17 protein-coding genes are annotated in these 22,798 nt (G+C 33.7%); 5 read left to right on the forward strand and 12 right to left on the reverse strand.

The genetic code is table 11. From position 1 onward, the window contains the following. Both sppA and AC4FRF_RS00870 read left to right on the forward strand, forming a co-directional pair. A complete protein-coding gene (gene sppA / locus AC4FRF_RS00865; protein ID WP_491157550.1) occupies window positions 1–1,761 on the forward strand; it encodes a signal peptide peptidase SppA in 1,761 nt (586 codons plus the stop codon). A gap of 189 nt (window positions 1,762–1,950) precedes the next feature. Then, on the forward strand, window positions 1,951–4,587 hold the full coding sequence (locus AC4FRF_RS00870) for an AsmA family protein (protein ID WP_491157551.1): 2,637 nt from the start codon (window positions 1,951–1,953) through the stop codon (window positions 4,585–4,587). Between the two features lie 74 nt (window positions 4,588–4,661). Here the strand turns inward: AC4FRF_RS00870 and AC4FRF_RS00875 are convergent, their stop codons facing one another. Further along, window positions 4,662–5,456, reverse strand: a complete 795-nt coding sequence (locus AC4FRF_RS00875) for a DUF2797 domain-containing protein (protein ID WP_491157552.1) — start codon at window positions 5,454–5,456, stop codon at window positions 4,662–4,664. Between the two features lie 98 nt (window positions 5,457–5,554). Here AC4FRF_RS00875 and AC4FRF_RS00880 point away from each other — a divergent pair, with 98 nt between their 5' ends. After that, complete coding sequence (locus tag AC4FRF_RS00880) at window positions 5,555–7,081, forward strand: GH3 auxin-responsive promoter family protein (RefSeq protein ID WP_491157553.1); 1,527 nt, start codon at window positions 5,555–5,557, stop codon at window positions 7,079–7,081. An 89-nt stretch (window positions 7,082–7,170) separates the two neighbouring features. Here AC4FRF_RS00880 and serB read toward each other — a convergent pair whose 3' ends face one another. From serB to AC4FRF_RS00900, 4 genes are all read right to left on the reverse strand, one after another. After that, on the reverse strand, window positions 7,171–8,409 hold the full coding sequence (gene serB / locus AC4FRF_RS00885) for a phosphoserine phosphatase SerB (protein WP_491157554.1): 1,239 nt from the start codon (window positions 8,407–8,409) through the stop codon (window positions 7,171–7,173). A gap of 168 nt (window positions 8,410–8,577) precedes the next feature. Next, window positions 8,578–9,810, reverse strand: a complete 1,233-nt coding sequence (clpX, locus tag AC4FRF_RS00890; protein ID WP_491157555.1) for an ATP-dependent Clp protease ATP-binding subunit ClpX — start codon at window positions 9,808–9,810, stop codon at window positions 8,578–8,580. 66 nt (window positions 9,811–9,876) lie between these two features. Then, a complete protein-coding gene (gene clpP / locus AC4FRF_RS00895) occupies window positions 9,877–10,554 on the reverse strand; it encodes an ATP-dependent Clp endopeptidase proteolytic subunit ClpP (RefSeq protein ID WP_491157556.1) in 678 nt (225 codons plus the stop codon). Window positions 10,555–10,749: 195 nt separating this feature from the next. Beyond that, on the reverse strand, window positions 10,750–12,075 hold the full coding sequence (locus AC4FRF_RS00900) for a trigger factor (RefSeq protein WP_491157557.1): 1,326 nt from the start codon (window positions 12,073–12,075) through the stop codon (window positions 10,750–10,752). A 377-nt stretch (window positions 12,076–12,452) separates the two neighbouring features. Between AC4FRF_RS00900 and AC4FRF_RS00905 the strand changes: the two genes are divergently transcribed. Next, a complete protein-coding gene (locus AC4FRF_RS00905; protein ID WP_491157558.1) occupies window positions 12,453–15,602 on the forward strand; it encodes a PAS domain S-box protein in 3,150 nt (1,049 codons plus the stop codon). Next, complete coding sequence (locus tag AC4FRF_RS00910; RefSeq protein ID WP_491157559.1) at window positions 15,589–15,987, forward strand: response regulator; 399 nt, start codon at window positions 15,589–15,591, stop codon at window positions 15,985–15,987. Before AC4FRF_RS00905 ends, AC4FRF_RS00910 begins: the two co-directional genes overlap by 14 nt. A gap of 33 nt (window positions 15,988–16,020) precedes the next feature. Here AC4FRF_RS00910 and AC4FRF_RS00915 read toward each other — a convergent pair whose 3' ends face one another. The 7 genes from AC4FRF_RS00915 to AC4FRF_RS00945 all read right to left on the reverse strand — a co-directional run bounded on the left by AC4FRF_RS00915 (window position 16,021) and on the right by AC4FRF_RS00945 (window position 22,660). Then, complete coding sequence (locus AC4FRF_RS00915; RefSeq protein WP_491157560.1) at window positions 16,021–16,842, reverse strand: MOSC domain-containing protein; 822 nt, start codon at window positions 16,840–16,842, stop codon at window positions 16,021–16,023. Window positions 16,843–16,882: 40 nt separating this feature from the next. Continuing rightward, window positions 16,883–19,417 (reverse strand): heavy metal translocating P-type ATPase, encoded by a 2,535-nt coding sequence (locus tag AC4FRF_RS00920; protein WP_491157561.1) that lies wholly within the window; start codon window positions 19,415–19,417, stop codon window positions 16,883–16,885. An 86-nt stretch (window positions 19,418–19,503) separates the two neighbouring features. After that, complete coding sequence (locus AC4FRF_RS00925; RefSeq protein WP_491157562.1) at window positions 19,504–20,064, reverse strand: helix-turn-helix domain-containing protein; 561 nt, start codon at window positions 20,062–20,064, stop codon at window positions 19,504–19,506. Window positions 20,065–20,168: 104 nt separating this feature from the next. Further along, window positions 20,169–20,867 carry a DUF3347 domain-containing protein gene (locus AC4FRF_RS00930; RefSeq protein ID WP_491157563.1) on the reverse strand — a complete coding sequence of 233 codons (699 nt, stop codon included), beginning with the start codon at window positions 20,865–20,867 and terminating at the stop codon, window positions 20,169–20,171. A 24-nt stretch (window positions 20,868–20,891) separates the two neighbouring features. Next, a complete protein-coding gene (locus tag AC4FRF_RS00935) occupies window positions 20,892–21,695 on the reverse strand; it encodes a hypothetical protein (RefSeq protein ID WP_491157564.1) in 804 nt (267 codons plus the stop codon). After that, window positions 21,696–22,220 (reverse strand): heavy-metal-associated domain-containing protein, encoded by a 525-nt coding sequence (locus tag AC4FRF_RS00940; protein ID WP_491157565.1) that lies wholly within the window; start codon window positions 22,218–22,220, stop codon window positions 21,696–21,698. Window positions 22,221–22,297: 77 nt separating this feature from the next. Beyond that, the gene (locus AC4FRF_RS00945) at window positions 22,298–22,660 is read right to left on the reverse strand and encodes a heavy-metal-associated domain-containing protein (protein ID WP_491157566.1); all 363 of its coding nucleotides are present in this window, start codon (window positions 22,658–22,660) and stop codon (window positions 22,298–22,300) included. Window positions 22,661–22,798 lie beyond the last annotated feature (138 nt).

Raw genomic sequence — 22,798 nt, forward strand, 5'->3', positions numbered from 1 at the left:
ATGAAATTTTTAAGTAATGTGATTGCTACGGTTGTAGGTCTGTTTGTTTTTTTAATGTTATTTTTTTTCGGAATCATTTTTATTGCAGCCATTTTTGGCGGAGAATCTGAAACCGAAAGCCTAAAAAACAATTCGGTTATCGAATTGGATTTGAAAGATGTAAAATATGATTATGCTGGAAAATACAAAGATCCTTGGATGAGTTTTTTCTCTGAAGAAAAAAACGTTGGTCTTTCGGATGTTATCGATGCTATCGATGTGGCATCGATAGACGACAATATCAAAGGGATTTCTATTTTGAACAACGAATCCGAACTAGGAATGGCACAAAGCAAAGACTTGCGAAATGCTCTGGAAAACTTTAAAAAATCAGGAAAATTTGTAATGGCTTATGCCAATAGCTATTCGCAAAAAGAATATTATTTGAATTCCGTAGCCAATAGCATTTATTTAAATCCTGTGGGCGAATTGGATTTTAAAGGACTTTCTTCTGAAATTATGTTCTACAAAGATTTACAGGAAAAAACCGGAGTAAGAATGGAAGTGCTTCGTCACGGAAAATACAAAAGTGCCGTTGAACCATTCTTAGAAAACAAAATGAGCGATGCTAATAGAGAACAAACTACAGCATTATTGCAATCCATCTGGACTTCCGTTTCAGCTGATATCGCTAAGAGCAGAAATATATCTGTTGCTAAATTAAACGAAATTGCCAATGGTTTACTGGCTAGAACTCCTGAAATGGCTAAAAATGAAAAACTAATTGACTATATTGCTTATGAAGATGTCTATCATAATGACATAAAAAAAGCATTAAAAGTCAATCTCAACAAAGACTACAACAAAATATCTATTAGCGATTATACCCACAAAATGCTAACCACATCTGTTCTATCTGAAACCGATGATAAAATAGCTATTATTTATGCACAAGGTGAAATACAAAGTGGCGAAGGAGATGTAAACACTATTGGCGAAGGTTCCATACGCAGATCCTTACAAGAAGCACGAAAAGACAAAAAAGTAAAGGCTATTGTGTTAAGAATAGACAGCCCTGGAGGAAATGCTTTAACTTCTGATTTAATTTGGAGAGAAGTTGGTCTAACTAAGAAAATAAAACCCGTGGTCGTTTCTATGGGTAATTATGCCGCTTCAGGAGGCTATTATATTGCTTGTAATGCCAATACCATTTTTGCTCAAAACAACACTATTACGGGTTCTATTGGAGTTTTTGGTATACTACCCAACTTTAGCCAACTAACAAAAAAAATTGGAATTAATATTGAACAGGTAAAAACCCATAACAATGCGGCTCGTTATAGTCCTTTTGTACCAATGGATGAAAACTTTAAAGCCGTTACACTCGAAGGTATTGAACATATTTATAAAACCTTTGTGAGCCATGTTGCCGAAGGTAGAAAAATGAACTTTGCCGCTGTAGATTCTATAGCACAAGGAAGAGTTTGGTCAGGTGCAGAAGCTTTAAAAATGGGACTTGTAGATAAAATTGGCGGATTAAACGCTGCCATTGTAGAAGCGGCAAGATTATCTAAAACCACCGACTATACAACTCAAAATTTTCCTGAATACGAAAAAGACTTTGACGATGTAATCTCCGGATTGCCATTTGCAAAAAGCAAAGAGAATATCATCAAAGAAGAAATTGGAAATGACAATTACCAACTTTTACAACAAGTCAAAAAATTCCAATCCCGAAAAGGTGTTCAAGCTATGTTGCCATTTGAAATAGCAATTCATTAATACTATCGAGAATTAAATACAAAAAACATTTTCTAAAATCCGTTTAACTAGCTCTTAAACGGATTTTTTTTTACCTAAAAAAACTACTTAAGAAGTTGTAACATATTATGATAATATTATAAAGTTCTTAATAACTATTGCATTATTTTTGTAATAGAATATCTTTATAAAACATTAAATTACATAGCTATGTTCAAAAAAATATTAAAAATTGCAGGGGTTATCATCCTTCTCTTTGTAGCTTCTTTGTTTGCTATTCCTTATTTTTTTAAGGATCAAATCAAAGCTAAAATCATTGATGCCATCAATCAAAAAGTAGATGCTAAAGTAAGTTTTGCTGATGCCGATTTAAGCTTGTTTAAAAGTTTCCCTAACGCAAATGTTACTATAGAAAAACTAGCTATCATAAACAAAGCTCCTTTTGAGGGTGACACACTAGTTTCCTTAGGGGAATTGAATTTAAAGATGTCTATCAAAGAACTTTTTAAAGGCAATAATGAGGCTATGAATATCGATGGAATTAGTTCAAAAAATGGTTTAATCAATATTATTTTCAACAAAGATGGTGTTGGAAATTATGACATTGCGCTAAAAGATGACAAAGACAATGCTGATTATTCTAAAAGCAAACCGTTAGCTCTTAATATCAAAAATTACAAAATAGAAAACTTTCAATTTCGTTATTTTGACGAAAGTTCAAAAATAAAAATGCTTATTGATAGTCTAAACCACGAAGGAACAGGAGATTTTGCTGCTTCCAAATTAGATTTGGATACCAAATCAACTGCAAAAATAAGCCTAGACATGGACAAGGTCAATTATATGAAAAATGTAGCCTTGACACTGGATGCTGTTTTGGGAATAGATTTAGAAAAAAGCAAATATACTTTTAAAGAAAATAAAGCATTAATCAATCAATTGCCATTAGAATTTGATGGTTTTATTCAATTAGTCGATGCGGGTCAAGAATACGATTTGAAATTTAAAACACCTACTTCTTCTTTTAAAAACTTCTTAGGTGTTATTCCTGAGGCTTACGCTACAAGTTTAGACAATGTAAAAACCACAGGTGATTTTACCGTAGTAGGTTTTGCTAAAGGATTGTATTCAGACACTACAGTGCCAAAATTCAATATTGCCATTTCCTCCAACAATGCTTCTTTTCAATATCCTAATTTACCAAAATCAGTTCAAAACATCATAATTGACACTAAAATCATCAACCAAACCGGAGTTCTAAACGATACTTATGTCAACTTAGACAAACTTTCTTTCCGCATTGATCAAGATGTTTTTAATGCCAAAGCCAATATTAAAAACGTTACCGAAAACGCATTGGTAGACGCCATGTTAAAAGGAACCATCAACTTAGGAAATTTATCAAAAGCCTACCCCATCAAATTAGACAAACCACTAAGCGGAATTTTAAAAGCTGATGTTACTACCAAATTTGATATGCAATCCGTAGAAAAAAGCCAATACCAAAATATCAATAATGCAGGTACCATGAGCTTGTCAGGCTTTAAATACACGGACGAAAACGGCAAATCTATGAACATCAGCAATGCAGTAATTGCATTTAACCCTTCTAAAGTAAACCTAAAACAATTTAATGCAGCAACAGGAAAAAGCGACTTGAGTGTTACCGGAGTTTTAGAAAATTTCTATGGATATATCTTTAAAAATCAAAACTTGCAAGGGAATTTTAACCTAACATCAAATCAAATTGCTGTTGATGATTTCATGACAACTGAAAATAAAGACGCTTCTAAAACGGAAACTAAGAAAACAGAAGCTATGAAAATCCCTGCATTCTTGGATTGTACACTTACCGCCAAAGCCAATACTGTTTTATATGACAATTTAACCTTGAAAAATGTTTCGGGAAAACTAATTGTTAAAGACGAAAAACTTACTATGGAAAACATTAAAACTTCCATATTTGGTGGAGCAATCGGATTAAACGGGGCTGTTTCTACCAAAGAAAAAACGCCAACTTTCAATATGGATTTGAGTTTAAATCAAGTAGATATTGCACAGTCGTTTACACAATTAGACATGCTAAAAAAATTAGCTCCTATTGCAGGAATTGTTAACGGAAAAATCAACTCTAGCATCAAATTGAATGGAAATCTAGATGCAAACGAACTGACTCCCGATTTAAAAACCATTACAGGAGATTTATTAGGACAATTTCTTTCCACTACGATTAATTCCAGTAATTCAACTTTATTGACTGCATTAACTTCAAATATTAAATTTTTAGATTTAAATAAAATTAATTTGAATGATTTAAAAGCCGCTATTTCTTTTAAAGATGGAAAAGTAAACATAAAACCTTTTGACATTAAATACCAAGATATAAAAGCCACCATTGGTGGAACACACAGTTTTGACCAAATAATGAACTACAACATCAAATTTGATGTTCCTGCCAAATATCTTGGAACAGAAGCCAATGCTTTAATTTCAAAATTATCCCCTGCCGATGCTCAAAAATTTGAAAGCATTCCTATCAATGCGATTTTAACGGGTAGTTTTTCTAAACCTAAAATCACAACCGATTTAAAAACGGCAGCAACTAACTTGACTAATCAATTGGTTCAACAACAAAAAGAAAAATTAGTAAGCAAAGGAACATCTGCATTAACTGACATTATTAACAAAAATAAAAAAGCAGGAGACACTACTAAAACTGTAGTTCCAACTACTAAAGCCGAAGCACAAGAAAAAGCCAAGGAAGAAGTAAAAACAAAAGCTACCAATTTATTAAACAATCTCTTCAATAAAAAGAAAAAAGTAGCCGATACTACTGCAACGAAGTAATAATTTATCTTTTAAAAAAAAGGATGGTTTTTCAATTGAAAAACCATCCTTTTTTAACTTTTGACACTATATAACTAAACAGAAACACTCACCACATAACCTTCCGAACCACGAACATTAAAAACAGTTCCGTCTTCAAATAGTAAATACTGCCCTTTTATTCCCGTCAACTTTCCTTGAAAACTTGGTGTTTTATCTAAATTTAAACTTTTTACTTTTGTAGGATACTGTAAAACAGGATAATCCATTTGGTACAAATCATTTTTATCCAAAATAAAATAATCCCGTACTTCATCAGGAATTAAATTTTCCAATTTTAATCGTTCGGCAACTAAATCAACCGCTTCAACATCATTAGTCAACATTTTACGCCAATTGGTTTTATCTGCATAATGATCTTTTAGAGCTACCTCAGTAATACCCGCTAAATACCTATTGGGAACTTCTACAATTGCAATGGCTTCATTAGCTCCTTGATCAATCCATCGTGTTGGGACTTGCGTTTTACGAGTCACTCCTACTTTTATTTCACTGGACAAAGCCAAATACACAATATGAGGTTGCAATTGTACTTTTTCTTCATAAGCTAAATCTCTATCAGCAATTCCTAAATGTGCCGTACTCAATTCAGGTTTCATAATCCAATCGCCCACAGCAGCACTGGAATAAAAACAATCATAGCAAAAGCCTTGACGGTATATTTTTTTCTTTTTACCACAATTCAAACATTGGAAACCTACAAAATTAATTTCGATATTCTTATCTAAAAGTTGGTTTACGTTCAAAAAACTATTTTCAAAAACCAAATAATATTGAATCGGATTTCCATATTCAGTTTCCATCTTTGTAAGCACGCCTTCGTATTGCATTAAGTTTGAATTTTAAAAGTTTGATGTTTCGTAAATTTTCCTATTTTTGGTAAAGTTATTACTCCTAAAGTAATTTTCATAACCCTATTTTTTTAAAAATGCCAAAACAGCTCATCAATTCATTTGCCTCTTGGGTTTTAAAACAACGAATCCATCAGATTGAACTGTTCCTGAAATACCCTAATGAGGTTCAGGAAGAACTACTTATGAATTTAATTGGCGCTGCAAAAAATTCGGTTTTAGGTAAAAAATACGATTATGATTCAATAAATTCCTACGCAACTTTTGCAGAAAGAATTCCAATTTCTACTTACGAAGATTTACAGCCTTTAATTGAAAGAACGCGTCAAGGAGAGCAAAATGTTTTTTGGGAATCATCTATCAAATGGTTTGCCAAATCCAGCGGAACTACCAATGCTAAGAGCAAATTTATTCCTGTAAGTTATGAGGCACTGGAAGATTGTCATTACAAAGGCAGTAAAGATTTGTTGTGTTTGTATTTGAGTAACAATGAAAATTCAGAGCTTTTTACAGGCAAAAGCTTACGCCTAGGTGGAAGCTCTCAAATTTATGAAGACAACAATAGTTTCTTTGGTGATTTATCGGCTATATTAATTGAAAACATGCCGATTTGGGCTGAATTTAGTAGTACACCAAGCAATAGAACTTCGTTAATGAGCGAATGGGAATCTAAAATGGCTGCCATTATTAACGAAACCAAAAGAGAAAATGTCACCAGTTTTGCTGGCGTTCCTTCCTGGATGTTAGTTTTAATGAACAAAATGCTGGAAGAAACAGGAAGAGGTAATTTATTAGAAATCTGGCCTAACCTGGAAGTGTATTTCCACGGAGGCGTAAGTTTTAATCCATACCGCGAACAATACCAAAATTTACTTCCTAAAAAAGAATTTAAATATTACGAAATATACAACGCTTCAGAAGGCTTTTTTGCCATTCAGGATTTGAATCATTCTTCTGACTTATTGTTGATGTTGGATTATGGAATCTTTTACGAATTTATCCCAATGGATACTTTTGGGACTCCAAACCAAAAAGCAATCCGTTTAGCCGATGTGGAATTAAACAAAAACTATGCAGTTGTTATTACTACTAATTCGGGATTATTCCGTTATTTGGTCGGAGACACGGTACGTTTTACTTCTTTAAGTCCGTTTCGAATTCGAGTTACCGGAAGAACCAAACACCATATTAATGTTTTTGGCGAAGAATTAATGGTTGAAAACACAGATCAAGCCCTCGCTAAAGCTTGTAGTCTTACTCAAGCTGAAATGATCGATTATACCGTAGCTCCTATTTTTATGAACGGCAAAGAAAAAGGCGCACACGAATGGATGATTGAATTCAAGAAAAAACCAACAAATATGGTTCTCTTTCAAAAAGCTTTAGACGAAACCTTGCAGTCTTTAAACTCTGACTACGAAGCCAAACGTTACAACAACATGACATTAAATCCTTTGGTCATCAATGTGGCCAGAGAAAATTTATTTTATGATTGGCTAAAAGACAATAACAAACTAGGTGGGCAACATAAAATACCTAGATTATCCAATCAAAGAGACTATTTAGAACAGCTGAAAAGCATGCAATTTTCTGTAATTGTATAGAACGACTTATCTTTTTTTGGAAACAACCCATAAAAAAACCTTAGTTCAGAATCAGAACTAAGGTTTTTAAAATATTATTTTTTAGGCTTTTATATTTCGTCCATCATGTCAATATGGCGATCATGGTAGCCTAATAAATATAAAACTCCATCAAGACCCAAACTCGAAATAGAAGTAGCAGCGCTTTCTTTTACCGTAGGTTTAGCATGAAAAGCAATTCCTAATCCTGCTAAATTAATCATTGGTAAATCATTTGCTCCATCGCCCACAGCAATCGTTTGATTGATATGAATGCCTTCTTTCTCAGCAATAGCTTTCAAATACTCGGCTTTCTTTTGTCCGTCAACAATTTCACCTAAATAGTTCCCTGTTAACTTACCGTCTTTAATTTCCAATTGATTCGCATACACATAATCAATTCCTAATTCTTTTTGCAAATAGTTTCCAAAATAAGTAAAACCTCCTGAAAGAATAGCCGTTTTATAGCCGTAATATTTCAAGGCTTTCATCAAGCGGTGTGCTCCTTTAGTAATTGGTAAATTGATAGCTACATTATGCAATACGTCTTCGCTCAATCCTTCTAGCAAAGCCATGCGTTTTTTGAAGCTTTCGCTAAAATCAATCTCACCATTCATTGCTGATTCCGTAATTGCTCTTACTTCTTCTCCTACTCCAGCCAATTCAGCCAATTCATCAATGACTTCAGTTTGGATTAAAGTAGAATCCATATCAAAACACACCAAACGGCGGTTTCTTCTGTAAATATTATCTTCTTGGAAAGAAATATCAACGTCTAAAGTTCTAGAGATTTCCATAAAACTAGCCGTCATGACAGACTTATCCACAATTTCTCCCGAAACAGATAATTGCACACAAGAACGAGGATATACTTCCGTTTCTACAATAGAAGTTCTTCCTGTCAATCTTTTGATAGAATCAATATTCAAATTTTGGTCGGACATTATTTTAGTTACTGCAGCCAATTGCGACGCAGCTAATGTTTCGCCTAAAATATTAATGATATAACGTTGTTTCGACTGTGCTTTTACCCAACTTTCGTAATCAGCAATGGTAATAGGAATAAACTTTACTTTAATTCCTAATTCATAAGCTTTAAACAACAGGTCTTTCAAAACTGGTGCCGAAGAAGAACCCGCTTCAATTTCGAACAAAATCCCTAACGAAAGTGTATCGTGAATATCAGCTTGACCAATGTCTAAAACAATGGCATTATAGGTCGCCAACACTGATGTTAATCCAGCAGTTACCCCTGGTTTATCCTGACCAGAAACTTTTAATAAAATAATCTCTTTATCCTCAATTGCCATTTTTAATCTATATTGATTTTAGAAGCGACAAAAATCGACAATATATTGCTTATAAAAAAACAGATTTTGTGTTTTTTACATAGAGATGATTTTAAATAAATTAAAGGCACAAAAAAACCTGCTTAAACTAATAAACAGGTTTTTACATTTTTAAAGAATTTCGAGTCTTTAAGATGCAATTTCCAAACGCTTCAATAAATTTTTATTCAAGGTTTCCTTAGCGTAATCTACATCAATTTCTAATATTTTATCATCAGAACTTGGCAATTCGTACATGGCATCGGTTAAAATAGCTTCACAAAGCGAACGTAGTCCACGAGCTCCTAATTTATATTCTAATGCTTTATCTACAATAAAATCCAAAGCCTCGTCGGTAATCGTAAATTCTACATCGTCCATTAAAAACAACTTTTCATACTGTTTAATTAAAGCATTCTTAGGCTGTGTTAAAATAGAACGTAAAGTGGCTCTGTCCAAGGGATCCATGTGAGTCAATACTGGTAAACGACCAATAATCTCCGGAATCAATCCGAAATCTTTAATGTCTTTTGGAATGATGTATTGCAATAAGTTTTCCTTGTCAATATTATCCTCATTTTTAGAAGTTGAATACCCAACTGCTTGACGATTCAATCGTTTTGAAATAATACGCTCTACTCCATCAAAAGCACCTCCTGCAATAAACAGAATGTTTTGTGTATTGACTTCTACAAATTTTTGGTCCGGATGCTTACGTCCTCCTTTTGGTGGTACGTTAACTACAGTTCCTTCCAATAATTTCAATAAGGCCTGTTGCACTCCTTCACCCGAAACATCACGAGTTATAGATGGATTATCACTTTTACGAGCAATTTTATCTATTTCGTCAATAAATACAATTCCGCGTTCTGCTTTGGCAACATCATAATCTGCAGCTTGTAAAAGACGCGTTAAAATAGTCTCCACATCTTCTCCAACATAACCTGCTTCAGTTAAAACTGTAGCATCTACGATAGCCAAAGGAACGTCTAACATTTTAGCTATCGTTTTAGCGACCAATGTTTTCCCTGTTCCTGTTTGTCCGACCATGATGATGTTGGATTTTTCAATCTCCACCTCATCATCTAATTGTTGTTGCATCAAACGTTTGTAGTGATTGTAAACCGCTACCGACATTACTTTTTTAGTTTGGTCCTGTCCTATAACATATTGATCTAAGAAAGCTCTAATTTCTTTTGGCTTTTGCAAAATCAAATCACCAACTAATTTTGAACTTCCACTAGATTTTAATTCTTCTAGTACAATTCCGTGAGCTTGTTCGATACATCTGTCGCAAATGTGCGCATTAATTCCAGCAATCAATAAATTGGTTTCTGGTTTTTTCCTTCCACAAAACGAACACTCTAATACTTCTTTTGCCATCTTTTCTAGTTAGCAGTATCAGTGAACAGTGGTCTGACTGAATACTAACCACTGAATACTGAATACTTATTTTTCTCTTATTAAAACTTCATCAATCATTCCATACTGTTTTGCTTCTTCAGCAATCATCCAGTAATCACGTTCACTATCGGCATAAACTTTATCAAATTCCTGTCCTGAATGATGAGAAATGATTCGGTATAGCTCATCTTTCAATTTCAACATTTCACGTAAGTTGATTTCCATATCTGAAGCAACACCTTGAGCTCCTCCTGATGGCTGGTGAATCATTACTCTTGAATGTGGCAAAGCCGAACGTTTTCCTGCTGCACCTGCACACAATAATACAGCTCCCATAGAAGCGGCCATTCCAGTACAAATTGTAGCAACATCAGGTTTAATGTACTGCATGGTATCATAAATCCCTAATCCTGCGTAAACGCTTCCACCTGGAGAATTCAGGTAAATTTGAATATCCTTAGAAGCATCTGCACTTTCTAAGAAAAGCAATTGGGCCTGAACGATATTTGCAATTTGGTCGTCAATTCCTGTTCCTAAGAAAATGATTCTATCCATCATCAAACGAGAGAAAACATCTAATTGCGAAATATTTAATTGACGCTCTTCAATGATATAAGGCGTCATATTGGTTGGTGTCATGGCACTTACGATTTTATCGTAATACATGGCGTTTACTCCTTGGTGTTTTGTAGCAAACTTTTTAAATTCTTTACCGTAGTTCATATTTTCTTTAAGTTATGAGTTATACCTAATTTACTGTATTTATCAAAGGTTATACCTCTTTGTAAACAATGCCATTCTGTCTTGTTCCAGACCTAAAACATTTAAAAACAAAGAGCGTCAAAAGAAACTTCTGACGCTCAAATATAAGTATTTTTTTAACTATTGGCTAATACCCACAGCTATTCCAGAAATTATTTATTCACCGTAAGAAGCTGCGATAAATTCTTCGTAAGTTACTTCTTTAGTTGTTGGATTTGCTTTTTCTTTGAACAACTCCAATAATTTTTCAGCAACTACTTGATCAGAAAGTCTTTTTACTTCATCTTGGTTAGACAAAACTCTAGCTACAATTCCTTGAACTTCTTCGTCAGTAGGATTTGTTTGTCCGAATTGTGCCATTTGAACTCTGATGTTTTTAGCAGTAAATTCTTTTAAGTCTTCAAAAGTGATTTTGATATCATTTTGAGCTAATGCTTTTCCTTCAATTAATTGGAAACGCAATCCTTTTTCAGAACGCGCATATTCAACCTCAGCTTCTTCCGGAGTTAATTTTTTCTCACCCACAGTTTGCAACCATTTTTTAAGGAATTCTGATGGTAAATCGAATTTTGTATTTTCGATTAAGAACTCAGTAACATCTCCTAATAATTTTTGGTCAGCTTGTTGAGCAAATTGAGACTCAGCATCTTCTTTAATTTTTCCTTTTAATTCTTCTAAAGAAGCTACGTTTCCTTCACCAAATAATTTATCAAATAATTCTTGGTTTAATTCAGCTGGCTCAGAAACAGTGATTGCTTCGATTGTAAAATCTACGTCCACTGCTAAAGTATGTACTACATCGTGACCTACTTTTAAGTAATCCATTAATTGATGATCGTCTTCAAATAAACCTTGAGTGTTTACAGTAACCACATCACCTACTTTTTTACCGATAAATTTATCAGCAGTAGCTTTATCTTTAAAAACATCTAAAGTAATGGTAGTTGTATTACCAATTCCTTGAGCTTCATTTGTAAAAATTCCTTTGATATCAGATGTTGCTTCAACAGTTTCTTGAGGAATTGCTGTTCCAAATTGTTTTTGGATACGAGCCACTTGACCGTCGATTAATTTATCATCAGCAGTAACTACATATTTCACGATATCGTTTTTAGCATCTAAATCCAATTCGAAGCTTGGTACTAAACCAATTTCGAATTCAAAAGTCAATTCTTCAGCATTCCAATCTAATTCTTCGTTTACTTTAGGAAGTGGAGTTCCAAGTAGATTTAATCTTTCTGATTGAATGTAACGCTCTAAAGCCAAGTCAACTACTTTCTTAACCTCTTCTTGCTTGATTCCTTTTCCGTATTGTTTTTCAACTAAGTCTTTAGGCACAGCCCCTTTTCTAAATCCTTTAACTTGTGCTAAAGGCATTTTTTCGTTGATTCTTTTGGCTACTTGTCCTTTGTAATCCATGTGCACCACAGTCATTACAATGGTTTCAGTTACAGCATCAATTGCTACTCTTTTAATATCCATCTTCTTCTTTAATTTACATAATAAAATTGGCTGGCAAAATTATAAAATTTTCACCAGTCAACCAAGCTTTTTTTCCTTAAGCTTCGGGATTGAATTTCAAGGAGTTCAAGTTGCTGAAAGTAAAGATTAGTATTGCTATTCTACATTGATAAATACAATTAAAAAAAACGACTAGCCAATTCCAACTTTAATGTTCAAAAAAATACTAGAATTCCAATCAGCTCGTTTGTATATAAAAAAACGAGCTGATTTTTTATTTAAAAATTTAATTCAAAATTAATTTTGGATGCTAAATCTTAAATACTATTTTTATGAGATAAAATGCTGTATCAGCCCTTATTTTATAATAACCCCCTATTATACTAAACTGTTACAAAATGAAAAAGCCTTTCATCCCTCAGAACGAACTAGATAGATTAACAGAATTAGATACTTATAAAATAATAGGCGAGTTAGAAACTGAAGATTACGACTTCTTAACTCAAATGGCCGCCCAAATTTGTGATACTCAAATTTCATTAATCAGTTTAGTAACCAATGAAAAACAGTGGTTTTTATCACATCACGGTTTAAAAGAACGCGAAACACCAAAAGAATTGGCTTTTTGTGCTCATGCGATTAATACACCCGAAGATATTTTTATCATTGAAGACGCTACTCAAGATGAGCGTTTTTACGATAATCCATTAGTCATTGGTTACCCAAAAGTAATATTTTATGCAGGAATGCCATTAGTAACTGAAAATGGCTTTCCCTTAGGAACAATTTGCGTTATTGACAATCATCCTAAAAAACTTTCTGCAAAACAAATTGACTCTTTAAAGCTTCTATCCAAACAAGTAATTAAACTGTTAGAACTTCGTAAAAAAACATTTGAATTAAAAGAGCAAAATAAGGAATTAGAAAAAACCTCTATTTTATTCAATGAAAGCCAACGAATCAATAAAATTGGAGCTTGGGAATTTGACTTATCCACTGGCATTGCTTTTTGGACAGACGAAGTCTATCAAATTCATGAAGTAGCCAATGATCTCATTTTTGACAAAACCAAAGCAATTGAATTTTACCATCCTGACGACAGACATATTATTATAAATGCGCTAGAAAGTACTATTAATACAGGAGAACCTTTTGATGTTCAATGCCGTTTTATTACTGCAAAAAACAACTTCAAGTGGGTACGTTCATCAGGAAAAGCATGGAAAAAAAATGGAGAAATCACCAAAATTTTTGGAACTTTTCAAGACATAACAAAGCTTAAAGAATCGGAACAAAAATTTCAAGGAATTTTTAACTCTACATTTTCATTTATTGGACTACTGGATACCAATGGAATTTTAACTGAAGCTAACGAAACAGCCATTAAAACAGCTGGTATTAAGCAGGAAGATGTAATAGGTAAACCTTTTTGGGATTGCTACTGGTGGCAAATTTCAAAAGAAACCCAAAAAGAATTAAAAGAAAATTTCTACAAAGTATTAAAAGGAGAAGAAATCTCATACGAGGTAGTTATATGGGTTGCTAATCAAAATCCGGTAACCATACTCTTTAGTATGCGTCCTGTATTTGACCAAAATAACAATGTCGTTTATATTGTTCCAGAGGGAAGACCAATACAAGAAATTGTAGATGATCGATTTCGCTACAAAGCAGTACTTGAGGGTACTAATGTAGGTACTTGGGAATGGAATGTTCAAACCGGAGAAACCGTATTTAATAAGCGCTGGGCTGAAATCATTGGCTATACCTTAGACGAATTAGAACCTATTAGTATTGACACTTGGACTAAACTGGCACATCCTGATGACTTAGATGAGTCTGGAAGAAGATTAAATCTATGCTTTGAAAGAAAAGCTGAATTCTATGAATTAGAAGCTCGCATGAAACATAAAAATGGTTCATGGGTTTGGGTTCATGACAGAGGAAAGATATTTAGTTGGACCGATGACGGAAAACCTTTGATGATGTATGGTACACACAAAGACATCACTGAAAGGAAAACCAAAGAAGAACAATTGCGAATTAATGAAGAAGCTTTTAGAGCTAATTTTGAACAGGCAGCCATTGGTATGGCTTTGCTTAATGAAAAAGGGCAATGGTTAAAAGTTAACAAAAGAATATGTAAAATATTAGGTTACACCGAAGATGAATTACTAAAACTCACTTTCCAAGACATTACCTATCCTACTGATTTAGAAGCCGATTTAATTCTCCTTGAAGAATTAATTGAAGGAAAACGCGATGGTTACACCATGGAAAAACGCTATTTCCATAAAAACGGAGAAATCATATATGTAATTCTAGGTGTATCAATGGTAAGGGACGAAAACGGAAAAACTCTTTACTTTATTTCTCAAATTGTAGACATTACTGCTCAAAAAACGTTTGAAATTGAACTAGCAAATACTATAGCTTATAACCAAGCTATCTTAGATGCTAGTACTCAAGTAGCTATTATTGGAACAGACACCAAAGGAATTATTACCACTTTTAACGAAGGTGCAGAACTACTTTTAGGTTATGATGCTGAAGAATTAATCAACAAAGAAACCCCACAATTAATACATATTCGCGAAGAAGTCGAATTAGTTGCTCAAAAACATTTTGAAAAAACAGCTGAAAAAATTGATGGTTTTGATGTTTTTGTTCATAATGCTAAAAAAGGAAAAGCAGAAACCAAAGAATGGACTTACAAAAGAAAAGATGGTAGCACATTTCCTGTTTTGCTTTCCGTAACCGCCATTAAGAAAAAAGACACTATAACTGGTTTTCTTGGTATAGCCACTGATATTACCCAAATGAAACAAGTAGAACAAGAAACGCTTGCTCTACTTCAAATTGCCGAATCACAGAACGAAAGATTAAAGAACTTTGCTTACATCGTTTCGCATAATTTGCGTTCCCATTCTGGAGGTATCAGCACATTAATAGAATTAATAGAATCTGATTTTCCAGATTTTAGCCAAACTGATTTTTTTGATTATTTAAAAAAATCATCTACTAACCTTTCTGAGACGATAAAACATTTAACAGAAGTAGTTCAAATTAATTTGTCTACCAAAGAAAAACTGGAAACCATTCGTTTAAAAAATGTAATTGAAAACAACATTAATAGCTTAATAACTCAGGCTAATAGACAAAAGATAAACATTACTAATGAAGTAAACCCAAACACCTCAGTAGAAGCAATTCCTGCTTACTTAGATAGCATTGTCATGAATTTCATCACCAATGCTATTAAATACAGCTCAAAAGAGAGAGAGAGTTTTTTAAAAATACAAACCGAGGAAACCAACAAACATGTCATTCTAAAATTTATAGATAACGGCTTAGGCATTGATTTAAAAAAACATGGAGACAAACTTTTTGGAATGTACAAAACCTTTCATAACCATAATGACTCTAGAGGTATTGGCTTATTCATTACCAAAAACCAAATTGAATCCATGAACGGTAAAATTGAAGTAGAAAGTGAAGTAAATATTGGAACTACTTTTAAAATATATTTAGAACATGAAAAAATTTGATCTCTTATGCATCATAGAAGATGACCCTACACACCTGTTCATTACAAGAAAGATGATTGAAATGTCAGGTATGGTAGAAAATATTATGGTTTATAAAAATGGGAAAGAAGCTTATGATAAGCTGAAAGCTATTTTTCTTTCAAGTGAAATACTACCTGAAATCATATTATTAGACCTAAACATGCCTATTTGGGATGGATGGCAATTTCTAGATGAGTTCACTAAAATACCTATTAAAACGAAAATCATCATCTACATTCTCACTAGTTCCAATAGTGAAGAAGACAAAAAAATGGCAGAAAAATACAACTTAGACGAAAATTATTTAATAAAACCAATTAGCCTAAGCGAAATAAAAACCGTACTAGCTGAGATTGAACGTTAGATAAATAAAAAGAACTCAACCTAACAACAATTGTTAGATTGGGTTCTTTTTTAGTACATTAACAACAGTGCCTATTTTTAAACAGCCTTCTTGTTGAGTTATTACATTTTGCCCAAAAATCACTTTATTTCCTCGCATTTTATATTTAGCCAAAGTGTACAAAGGATCTTTACCAGAGAATTTCCCTTTTTCTGGATCAATGGTCGTGATAATGCAACGCCCACAATTTTTTACGCCATAAAACAATAGCCCTCCAATATTAAATTCCTTCCAAGTTTCTTCTTCATAGGCTTTGCCTCCTGAGAACACAAAATTAGGACGAAAACGCTTCATGGAAATTGGATTTGCTAATCTGGAATTCAAATCATCTAAAGATGACTGGCCAATAATTAAATACGGAAATCCATCTGAAAACGAAGTGATATCATTTGGTGAAACCGCATAATTAGGATCTACTTTCCGTTGACTGTCTTCGGGCATAAAAACCAAACGAACTGTGAAACCTAAAATCGTTGAAAACCAATCCGAAATTTCGCTATCTACCTCAACAGCTGTAACACTATCTTCCCAAACCATAACATCAAAAGGAAGATTATGATTCTTTTGCGAAAGCGAAAAACGTATGCTCCCTTTAGCAACATCTACATGAGAAATTTGCATAAAACCTTCCTCTATTTTAGGATGAAACAAAGCCAATTCGGGACATTCTCTTTGACTTATAAAAACTCCTTTTTCATCTACTAACATCCAACGTCTGTCAAACTCCAAACCTCTTTGGGTGACTTTGGATTCTTGTAAACGAATCCCCGCCAATGATTTTACAGGATAAATCCAAATTTCTGAAAGTTGTAACATCTTACTTAATTTTTATCAAAAATAGAAAAATCAAATCGTTTTACAGTTTCAAAGTTCGCAATCGCAAAGCATTTGTAATTACCGAAACCGAACTAAAACTCATAGCCAAAGCCGCAATCATAGGTGATAATAAAATCCCAAAAAATGGATACAAAACCCCAGCGGCAATAGGTACTCCTAACACATTGTACAAGAAAGCAAAGAATAGATTCTGTTTAATATTTTTCATCACGGCATGACTCAACTGCTTAGCTTTTACAATGCCTTGTAAATCACCTTTAACCAAAGTAATTTTGGCACTTTCAATCGCTACATCAGTTCCTGTTCCCATCGCAATCCCAATATCGGCTTGAGCCAAAGCAGGTGCGTCATTAATCCCATCACCAGCCATGGCTACAATTGCTCCTTTGGCTTGCAAACGCTTAATTTCTGTCAATTTATCCTGAGGCAAACAAGCTGCTTTATAGGAAGTCAAATGCAATGTTTCGGCCACAGCCTTGGCAGTATTCTCATTATCACCTGTCATCATAATCACCTCGACACCTTGTTTTTTTAATTCCTGAATGGCATCAAAACTGCTTTTTTTAATGGCATCCGTAATCGTAATGTATCCCACTGCTTTATCGTTAATGGCAATGTAAGAAACGGTTTTACCCTGTTTTTGTTCGGCAACAACCTCTTTTTCTAAAGCCGAAAAATCTTGAATCTTTTCTTCTTCTAATAATGCTTTGTTTCCAATAACAATTTTGTCTTCACCCATAAAAGCCGTCACTCCTTTCCCAGTAACCGACTCGAATTTTTCAACTTTGGATAAAGTGGCTTTTTTCGCTTTCGCAAAAATGACTACGGCTGTCGCCAAAGGATGTTCGCTATTTTGATTGACCGAAGCAATTTTGCCTAAAACATCATTTTCATCGCCTTCTTTTACCACGATTTTCTCCACCGAAGGTTTCCCCTCAGTGATGGTTCCCGTTTTATCGGTAATCAAAACCGTAATTTTATTCATGTTCTCCAGAGCTTCGGCATTTTTTATCAAAATCCCCGATTGCGCTCCTTTGCCCACACCCACCATTACGGACATAGGCGTAGCCAAGCCCAAAGCACAAGGACAAGCAATAATTAAAACAGCAATTGCATTGATAAAACCATAAACCAATGCTGGTTCTGGTCCCCATTGTGCCCAAACAAAAAAGGTGATTATGGAAACTCCAACTACCATTGGTACAAAATATTTGGCAATGCTATCCGCTAATTTTTGAATAGGCGCTCTGGAACGACTGGCATCATTTACCATTTGTACAATTTGCGAAAGCAAAGTCTCCGAACCTACTTTTTCAGCTTCCATCAAGAAAGATTGGGTTCCGTTTATAGTTCCAGCAATTACCTCATCAGCTATTTTTTTATCAACGGGAATAGGTTCTCCCGAAATCATCGATTCGTCTATAGTAGTCGTTCCTTCTGTTATTTTTCCATCTACTGGAATTTTTTCTCCTGGTTTTACTCGGAGAACATTTCCTTTTACAATATCATGAATGGAAATCACTTTATCCTTTCCATCGGTAACCAATGTTGCTTCGGTAGGTGCTAATTTCATTAATTCTTTAATGGCACCACTGGTTTGGCTGTGCGCTCGAGCTTCTAACAATTGCCCCAATAAAACTAAGGTTAAAATCACCGTAGTGGCTTCAAAATACAAGGCGACATGTCCCGAATGGTTTTTAAATTCATCCGGAAAAAATTCTGGAAAAAACAATCCAAACACACTCAATAAGAATGCCACTCCTGAGCCAATTCCAATGAGCGTAAACATATTGAGATTCCAAGTTATTATCGATTTCCAAGCACGTTGAAAAAATAGCCAAGCGGCATAAAAAACTACTGGCAATGACAAAGCAAATTGTACCCAATTCCAAGTGCCATAATCCAAAACTTTAAGCAAAGGATTATTCGGAATCATATCAGACATGGCTATGATAAAAATAGGAACTGTAAACAACAAGGCTATTTTCATTTTACGCCATAAATCATCATAAACTTTTGATTCTTCGCTAACATCAGGAGTTAGCGGCACCAAATCCATTCCGCAAATAGGACAAGAACCGGGTTCGTCTTTTACCACTTCGGGATGCATGGGACAAGTATATTGTACACGCTGATTAAAAACGGGTTGTTGCACCAAGTCCATTCCGCATACTGGGCAATCACCTGGAGCATCATATTCTTTATCGCCTTCGCAATGCATTGGACAATAATATTTTCCTGCTGTTATGTGATGGTTGCTTTCTTTTTTATGTTCGTGCGTTTCACCAACACTGCAACAAGATTTTTGTGTAACTGTATTGTCATGAGTTGAGCTCATTTGATGTCCATTTTCCATTTCAATGGTATATTTTCCAACCGCTGCTAATGCCTTTTGCATCGTTTCCGTAGGAATATGTTCTTGCATGCTAATAATAGCTTGTGGCGGTGACAAAGTAACCTGAGCATCCAAGCCTTCCACAGTATTCAAGGTTTTCTCGACTTTAGATCGACAACCATCGCAAGACATTCCAGTAATTTTATAAGTATGTTTCATTTTAATTTTATTTAAAAGTACTTCTACAAATTTCCGAATAGCTTCTCTTTAGGCTGTTGCACAATCTTGGAAAAGAATTACATCATTTATAACTCATCTAACTGTATTCTTTTTTTATTCTTCAATTGTTTGAACTGTGTAGGTGTAATTCCTGTAGTCTTTTTAAATTGATTGCTCAAATGTGCCACACTACTGTAGTTCATTTGAAATGCAATTTCGCTCAAACTAAGTTCATTATAAATCAATAATTCTTTTACTTTTTCTATTTTTTGCGCAATAAAATAATGCTCAATGGTAATGCCTTCCGTTTCAGAAAACAAATTACTCAAAGCACTATAATCCTGTTTTAAATCGTCGGCTATATAGGTCGACAAATTGATTTTTAGTTTTTGGCTTTGATGATGCACCAAATCCACAATTAGATTTTTTATACGCTCAATCGTCTTACTAACTTTATCATCTAACAACTCAAAACCCAATTCTTTTAAATTTCTAGCCAATAATTGCTTTTGAGTTTCTTCTAAATCATTAGAAATCTCCACTTCTCCTAACTGCATTGCAACTATAGCAATTTCCATTTTGTCTAGTATCTTTTTCACTGCCATTTCGCAACGGTTACAAACCATATTCTTGATATAGATTTTCATATTAAAACCATTTTGAACTGTTTATAAACAACAAAATCCTAACTTAGGATGAAGCTAGGATTTTGATGAAATTAATTTTCGAGAATATATGAATCGAAAATTGCTTATTTAATTTCTTTAATCATACCGCCACATGTAAGCATTTCCGAACCATAATAGGGATTTTTAATCTCTTTTATTTCGCTTATCCAATAGCCGCTTTTCCCTTCATTATACATTGGGCAATAATCATGATATAATTTTTGGTTTGTACCAAAACTGGCAATTAAATTGGTGATGTCTTTGCTTAAAACTGCAAAGTACATTCTTTGTTGGGCAATTTTTCCATCATTTTTGACAATCAATTCTGCTTGCTTTTTAGCATCATCAGTACTATTCAAATACTTGGTTAGCAATTTAGAATCTATTTTACTCACATTAGTAGCTTCAACTGCCTTAATAAAATCTTTGGCAGCAGCAGTAGCATCTTTAGCATTATCATTAGCTAAAGCATTTTTTATTTTCAAATATCCATTAACAATTGCTTCCGTAGATACCGATTGTTTTACGGCATCGCTAACAGGGGTAAATTCAACAGTGCTTTGATCTGCTTCCGCTTCTACTTTTTCTGGTTCTAATTCCATACCGCATTCTTTACATAGCTCTCCTTCTTTTCCAGTAACTTCAGGATGCATCGGACAGCTGTATTTTACATCGGTTTTTACAATTACTTGTCCTTCTGTTGTTTTTTCTTCTTTGTTTTTTTGGTTACAACCTACTGCAAGCAATGCTAATAAAACAGAAGTCAGTATTATTTTTTTCATTTTTTAAATATTAAAATAGTTAAACTAATTGGTTACATTAAAGAAAGTATACTCTAATTTCAGCAAGATACTATTGACGCTAATACGTTCCATATCCGAATATACTTGGCGTCTATAGCCTAAATCAATTCGAGCCTGACTGTTAACAATAAACTGAATCGAAGGTACAACATCTAGATAAGATTTCCCATTTTGATTTAATCGTTGACCCAAAAACTCTAACATTGCATTAATGTTTGTTTGCTTAAAATTAGTGTATTTTTTAGGATACATCAATTGCCCAATGGAAAAAGTATAATCCATAGCACTATTACTTAAGTCCTCAGGAAAGCCATTTCCTTGATTGTTTAATGCTCTTTCATAACTTACACTTGTGCTTAAGGCTGTTTTGTTAATTAGTTTAGTAGCTACTGCACCTATTTCATAACCTGAATTCATCCCCATCGTTTCGATATCTTCTTGACGAATTTCGGAATTATTGGTACTTATTCTTCCGTAGGCAGCTAATCTAAAATGACTGTGAATGTCGTCAACCGAGAAAAAACGGTATTTAGCGTACAAACTTCCTCCTTCTAAAGACATATCTCCTTCAGTGTCACTCAAAAAAGCCGTAGTATGAATCATCCAGTTCTTGTTAACTCCCCACATTAACTCGGGCATGTTGTGATAATCATACCCCCCCGTTTTTTTGAATACAAAATGACTCATGTCTCGAACTCCAATTGAAGCCGTAGGCATGTTACTAGCGGGTTCCGTCATTACAAATAATTCTTGTGCTTGCATTTGAAATGAAAACAAACAGAGTACAAAGATTACAATTGTTTTCATCTAAATTGTTTTTACTAAATAAGTTCCTTCTGCTGTTCCAAAACTTGAATATTTAGAAAGCTGTTTAGCCGATTGCTTGTATTCTTTTTTGGTTACAAAACCATTATTTAACACTTTTAATCGAAGACTACCATTAGCATTTTTTTCACTTGGCGCTACCAAAACATAAGTTCCTGTTGCATTTTTAAAACTGCTATTGTCTTTTAGTTGGATATTATCGACGTCCATAGTCAGTATCATGGAACCAACAAAAAATCCTGTTTTTTCGATACTGTTTCTTAAAATTTGCGGAGTCATATTGCTGTTTTTTTGCAAATGAACCACAAAAGTATTGGTATTCAAATCAATCATTACTTTTTCAACCTCGGGCATAGCCTTAAGTTGTTTATTAATGGCGTTAGAACACATGGAACAAGTTAGTCCTGTTGCTATAATTTCAACTTTCGAGATTTGGGCAAAAGAAGTCGTCATGACAAATAACATTACTAAGACGATCCATTGTTTTTTTATAATTACGATTTTCATTTCCTATATTTTTTGATAAACTACAGTATCAAACAGAAAAGATTCATGTTCAAAACTGTAGTTTATTACATTACTATTTATTTTTTGCTTGTTCCCAAAGCATTTCTATCATATTGACAACAAGTATGAAGTTTATTATACTGCTCGTCATTAGCCGCAAATTTTTCATTTTCGTAACCTGCATCAGCAATACGTTTTAAAATTTCGTCTGGATTAGTTTTAGAAGAATCATAAGTAAGTTTGGCCATTTTTGAATCTACATCCCAGTTTACAACAGCTACTTTTTTAAGATTTCCTGCTTTTTCAATATTCTTTTTACACATTTCACAGTTTCCTAATATTTTTACGTTAGCCGTTTTTTTGTGTTTTATTTGTGCGTTTAAACCTAGAGTTGATAGCATTACAACAACTGCTATCATTATTCTTTTTAATGATTTCATGATTGTGATTTTTAATTTGTGAAAACGTTAATCAGCAACAAATAGCCTTAAAAACTATTGTTATTCCTTAATTAACCGATAAAATAATTTGATTTTTTTAAGCAAATATGCTTTGAATTTGATACACCAATGGCTATC

Source organism: Flavobacterium sp. ST-158 (assembly GCF_058309975.1).

Coding starts and splice junctions, on each gene's coding strand:
- AC4FRF_RS00935 (WP_491157564.1), bottom strand. CDS start 21,695: ATGAAAACAATTGTAATCTTTGTACTCTGTTTGTTTTCATTTCAAATG.
- AC4FRF_RS00875 (WP_491157552.1), bottom strand. CDS start 5,456: ATGCAATACGAAGGCGTGCTTACAAAGATGGAAACTGAATATGGAAAT.
- sppA (WP_491157550.1), top strand. CDS start 1: ATGAAATTTTTAAGTAATGTGATTGCTACGGTTGTAGGTCTGTTTGTT.
- AC4FRF_RS00930 (WP_491157563.1), bottom strand. CDS start 20,867: ATGAAAAAAATAATACTGACTTCTGTTTTATTAGCATTGCTTGCAGTA.
- AC4FRF_RS00870 (WP_491157551.1), top strand. CDS start 1,951: ATGTTCAAAAAAATATTAAAAATTGCAGGGGTTATCATCCTTCTCTTT.
- AC4FRF_RS00915 (WP_491157560.1), bottom strand. CDS start 16,842: ATGTTACAACTTTCAGAAATTTGGATTTATCCTGTAAAATCATTGGCG.
- AC4FRF_RS00880 (WP_491157553.1), top strand. CDS start 5,555: ATGCCAAAACAGCTCATCAATTCATTTGCCTCTTGGGTTTTAAAACAA.
- AC4FRF_RS00945 (WP_491157566.1), bottom strand. CDS start 22,660: ATGAAATCATTAAAAAGAATAATGATAGCAGTTGTTGTAATGCTATCA.
- clpX (WP_491157555.1), bottom strand. CDS start 9,810: ATGGCAAAAGAAGTATTAGAGTGTTCGTTTTGTGGAAGGAAAAAACCA.
- AC4FRF_RS00920 (WP_491157561.1), bottom strand. CDS start 19,417: ATGAAACATACTTATAAAATTACTGGAATGTCTTGCGATGGTTGTCGA.
- clpP (WP_491157556.1), bottom strand. CDS start 10,554: ATGAACTACGGTAAAGAATTTAAAAAGTTTGCTACAAAACACCAAGGA.
- serB (WP_491157554.1), bottom strand. CDS start 8,409: ATGGCAATTGAGGATAAAGAGATTATTTTATTAAAAGTTTCTGGTCAG.
- AC4FRF_RS00910 (WP_491157559.1), top strand. CDS start 15,589: ATGAAAAAATTTGATCTCTTATGCATCATAGAAGATGACCCTACACAC.
- AC4FRF_RS00925 (WP_491157562.1), bottom strand. CDS start 20,064: ATGAAAATCTATATCAAGAATATGGTTTGTAACCGTTGCGAAATGGCA.
- AC4FRF_RS00940 (WP_491157565.1), bottom strand. CDS start 22,220: ATGAAAATCGTAATTATAAAAAAACAATGGATCGTCTTAGTAATGTTA.
- AC4FRF_RS00905 (WP_491157558.1), top strand. CDS start 12,453: ATGAAAAAGCCTTTCATCCCTCAGAACGAACTAGATAGATTAACAGAA.
- AC4FRF_RS00900 (WP_491157557.1), bottom strand. CDS start 12,075: ATGGATATTAAAAGAGTAGCAATTGATGCTGTAACTGAAACCATTGTA.